The sequence below is a fragment of the Motilibacter deserti genome (genome assembly GCF_011250635.1).
In the GTDB taxonomy this organism is placed as follows: Bacteria; Actinomycetota; Actinomycetes; order Motilibacterales; family Motilibacteraceae; genus Motilibacter_A; species Motilibacter_A deserti.
Map to the genome: position 1 here is coordinate 1 of NZ_JAANNP010000161.1, position 3,292 is coordinate 3,292.

4 protein-coding genes are annotated in these 3,292 nt (G+C 71.6%); 1 reads left to right on the forward strand and 3 read right to left on the reverse strand.

Annotation, left to right across the window (positions count from 1 at the left end):
• Together G9H71_RS21730 and G9H71_RS21735 are read right to left on the reverse strand one after the other, a co-directional pair.
• A partial coding sequence (locus G9H71_RS21730) for an amidase family protein (protein WP_166284855.1) occupies positions 1-704 on the reverse strand: 704 nt, incomplete at its 3' end.
• A gap of 121 nt (positions 705-825) precedes the next feature.
• Complete coding sequence (locus G9H71_RS21735) at positions 826-1,437, reverse strand: TetR/AcrR family transcriptional regulator (RefSeq protein ID WP_166284856.1); 612 nt, start codon at positions 1,435-1,437, stop codon at positions 826-828.
• Between the two features lie 159 nt (positions 1,438-1,596).
• Here G9H71_RS21735 and G9H71_RS21740 point away from each other — a divergent pair, with 159 nt between their 5' ends.
• Positions 1,597-2,472: an SDR family oxidoreductase gene (locus tag G9H71_RS21740; RefSeq protein ID WP_166284857.1), complete on the forward strand. Its 876-nt coding sequence runs from the start codon at positions 1,597-1,599 to the stop codon at positions 2,470-2,472.
• 124 nt (positions 2,473-2,596) lie between these two features.
• On the opposite strand, the gene G9H71_RS24205 is transcribed toward G9H71_RS21740, so the two are convergent.
• The coding region (locus G9H71_RS24205) for a hypothetical protein (protein WP_231135275.1) at positions 2,597-3,292 on the reverse strand (696 nt) is incomplete at its 5' end.

The following is a 3,292-nucleotide window of genomic DNA, read 5'->3' on the forward strand; positions in this document are numbered from 1 at the left end:
TTCTGGATCGAGCCGCCCGTCTCCTCGGCGATGCCGGCGACGGCGAAGTCGCCCGCCACCGAGGTCGCGGAGCCGCTCGAGGACCCGCCCGGCGCCCACGCCTGGTTGAGGACGTTGTAGGTCGGGCCGTACGCACTGTTGTTGGCGTTGCTGCCGCTGCCCGCCAGGATGGGCAGGTTGGTCTTGCCGATGAAGACGGCACCGGCGTCACGCAGCCGCTTGACCAGCGGGGCGTCGGTCTCCGGGACGAGGGCGATGCCGCCGGTGATCGGCGACGTGAGCGGCCAGCCGGACGTCGTCGGCATCTTCTTGACGTCGAGCGAGTCCTTGATGACGATCGGCACGCCCTCGAGCGGACGGGCGGGCGTCGCCGCGCTCTTGCGTCGCTCGTCCGAGGCGGCGGCGTCGGCGAGCGCCTCCGGGTTCATCTGCGTGAACGCGTTGTAGTACGGCTCGTAGGCCTCGATGCGGGCCAGGAACGCCTGCACGAGCTGGACCGAGGTGTAGGTGCCGGCCTCGAGGGCGTCCAGCGTCTCGGTGATCGTGAACGTCGTGGGGTCGGCGGCCGCCGGGGCGACGGCGGCCGTGCCGGTCGGGGCCGCCGCGGCGGTGGGGGCCGTGGCCGCCACGAGGCCGGAGGCCAGGAGCGCGCTCGCGGCGAAGCCGACCGCTCCTGCCCGTCGCCGGGAAACTGCGTGAATCAAGGAGTCCTCCAGTGCGCATGTCGCTGGTGCGCACGAACGTAGGAGCCCTGTGTTTCTGCACCGTTGCTGACACATTCCGGCTTTCGGCCGTACTGTCCGGCATGCGGACGGTCGCCGCCGGTCAGCACTCCTGCTCGAGCCGCCGCCGGTTGACGGCGAGGATCTCGTCGGAGAGGTCGGGGTCCACGAGTCGGATCGCGCGGGAGAGGACCATCGCCCCGACGATCTCGCTCAGCAGCGCGATCGACCGACGCCGGGCCTCCTCGGGATCGAGCGCCTCGCCGCGCCCGCTCGCCTCGAGCTGCTGGGCGGCGTCGAACCCCTCGATGTAGCCCCGTACACCCCTGGCGTAGGCGGCCTGGATCGCGGGACCGTGGCGCCCGGCGTCGCTAACGAGCGCTGCCGAAGGGCACCCGCCGTCGGGCCTGTCGCGGTGCTCCGGCGAGAGGTAGCCGGTCAAGGTCTCCGCCAGTGAGGGCCGGTCGGGATCCGTCTCGTCGACGGTCCGCGCGAGCGTCGCGAGCGAGGCCGCGAAGGCGTCCTCGCACACGGCGACCGCGAGTGCGTCCTTGGAGGCGAAGTGGTTGTAGAAGCCGCCGTGGGTCATGCCTGCGCTCTTCATGAGCGCGGCGATCCCGATCCCGTCGATCCCGTCGGCCCGGAAACGAGGGCTGGCCGCGTCGACGATGCGCTGGCGCGTCTGGGCCATGTCCTGGTCGGAGATACGCGGCATGGGGAGCCTTCCTCGGTTCGCCTTGACTTCCAAGATGATGGTCGTCATCCTACTTCAGATGACGGTCATCATCCAAGACCGTGGGGGGCCGCCGCGACCCTGGCGGCCCGCCGGAACGCATCCCAACTCCAACGACCTCAGCCGACGAAGGGCACCATCGTGAGCAAGATCCTCGTCACCGGCGCGAGCGGCGGCCTCGGCCGCCTGACGCTCCAGCACCTCCTCGACCGGCGGCCCGCCAGCGAGCTCGTGGGCCTGGCGCGCGACCCGGGGAAGGCCGCAGACCTCGCCGCGCAAGGCATCGAGATCCGAGCCGGCGACTACGTCGACCACGACTCGCTGCTGCGCGCCTTCGCGGGCATCGAGAAGATGCTGCTGGTCCCCACCCATGCCTTCACCGACCGCAGCGCGCAGCACGCCACCGTGATCGCCGCAGCGGAGCAGGCCGGGGTCGAGCACCTCGTCTACACGCCGATCATCCGCAAGGCGGGCTCGGAGTTCGAGCTGCCGCAGGTCACCGAGCCAGACACCTTCACCTTGAAGACGTTGGAGGCATCCGGCCTTCGGTCCACGGTCCTCGGCCACCCGCCGTACCTCGAGAACTTCCGGGGCTATCTCGGGGACGACGCGTTCGAGTCCGGCGTCCGCGTCCCGGCCGGAGACGGCAAGGTCGCTGCGGCATCACGTGAGGATCTTGCCGAGGCCCAGGCCGTGGTCCTGACCGACTCCGCTCACGAAGGCAAGACCTACGCCCTGCACGGAAGCCCGGCGGTCTCGTTCGCCGATATCGCCGAGATCCTGTCGCAAATTCGTGGCACCACGGTGCCCTACGTGCCGTTGTCGGACGAGGAGTACCTCGAGCACAGGGTCGCCGGCGGCCTGCCGCGACCCGTCGCAGAGTTCCTGCTGAGCTGGATCCACGCCATCAACGGCGGCGAATGGGACGACCAGCCCGGCGACCTCGAGAGACTGCTGGGCCGCAAGCCCACCACCAGCGCGGAGTTCCTGCGCGACTACCCCGCCGGCGCGCGATAGAGCCCGCTGTCGAGCGCGACGCCGCCGGAGTCGGCTCGGCCCGAGCCGAGGTCGTTGCTGCGTGCTGCAGAGCCGTCGCCCTCGGCCGCGGCATGTCCGGATGAATTGAGGCCGCAGGCTCTGTTCAGCGCGCGGTGATGATGAAGGTGCTGCTGGTCGCGCCACGATAGGCCGCGGCTCCGCGCAGCTGCACTCGGTAGGCGTTGGCACCGCGGTTCGGCGGTGTGGCGATGAGCGTGTACGTCCCGGTCGAGCCCGCGACGGCCTGCCCGACCTCGCGCCAGCTGCGTCCGACCTGACGCTGCAGCCGCACGTCACCGCCCCCGAGTGCCGGCCACACCCGGCCCCGGACGCGCACGTTCGTGTCCTTGGCGGTCGTCCTGGACGCCGGTGCGGCCGTCACGTGGCCGGTCAGGCCTCTGAGCGCGGTCACCCCGGCGACCTGCGCGACCCAGCTCGCGGTCTGCTCCCGGCCCGTGGTCAGCTCGCCGTAGCGGGCGCACCAGACCGAGTTCACCGTCGAGGTGCTCAGCCGCCAGGTCCCGTCCCTGCCGACCACCGCGGTGCCGAGGGGGCGGCCCGGCGCGGACGCCGCAAGGCCGCATCCCTCCCCGCCGAGGGAGAGCCGGAGCCCTGTCGCCGCCCGGTGTGACTTCGCAAGCCGCGCGGTGCCGGTGACCACCGAAGGCTTGCCGCGCCGGGGCGTGCCGGGCGCGCGCAGGGTCAGCAACGGCCAGTCCGAGCCGCGGACGTTCAGGGTTGCCGCCGACTCCAGGCCCGGGAGCCGGACAGGACCGTTCCCGACACCGGTCTCGGTGTG

Bases quoted from the DNA above. Each gene is read 5' to 3' on its own strand.
- G9H71_RS21735 (WP_166284856.1), bottom strand. From the start codon at position 1,437: ATGCCGCGTATCTCCGACCAGGACATGGCCCAGACGCGCCAGCGCATC.